Raw genomic sequence first — 289 nt, 5'->3', positions numbered from 1 at the left:
GGCCGGCGCGCGCATTACCTCAATTCGCCCCAGGCATGTAGCCGTCGAGTAGCGGTTTGCGAATAACCCTGACTGCCAGGCTTCGCCAATCAGGGGAATGCATTGCTGAAAGGGAACATCCTTGAAATGACTGGAACGGCAGGCGTCGTCAAAATAGGCGGCCTGTGGCACAACGAAATCGAATTCAGCCAATCGCTCCAGTGCAGATACGGCTTCGCCAACAAACTGGGGCGCAATCAGGTCGTCCGCATCCAGGGGCAGGACGTACTCGCCCCTAGCCGCTCGAAGC

The 289-nt window shown here is 58.5% G+C and carries 1 protein-coding gene; it reads right to left on the bottom strand.

All coding sequences use genetic code 11. From position 1 onward, the window contains the following. Nucleotides 1–289 (bottom strand): glycosyltransferase (locus tag KVS69_RS19345; RefSeq protein ID WP_217539569.1); only part of this gene is annotated, 289 nt, incomplete at both ends.

Source organism: Stenotrophomonas sp. GbtcB23, from assembly GCF_019091045.1.
Classification (GTDB): domain Bacteria; phylum Pseudomonadota; class Gammaproteobacteria; order Xanthomonadales; family Xanthomonadaceae; genus Stenotrophomonas; species Stenotrophomonas rhizophila_A.
Note: the sequence above shows the minus strand (reverse complement) of the source record. Positions and strands in the feature narration are given on the sequence as shown.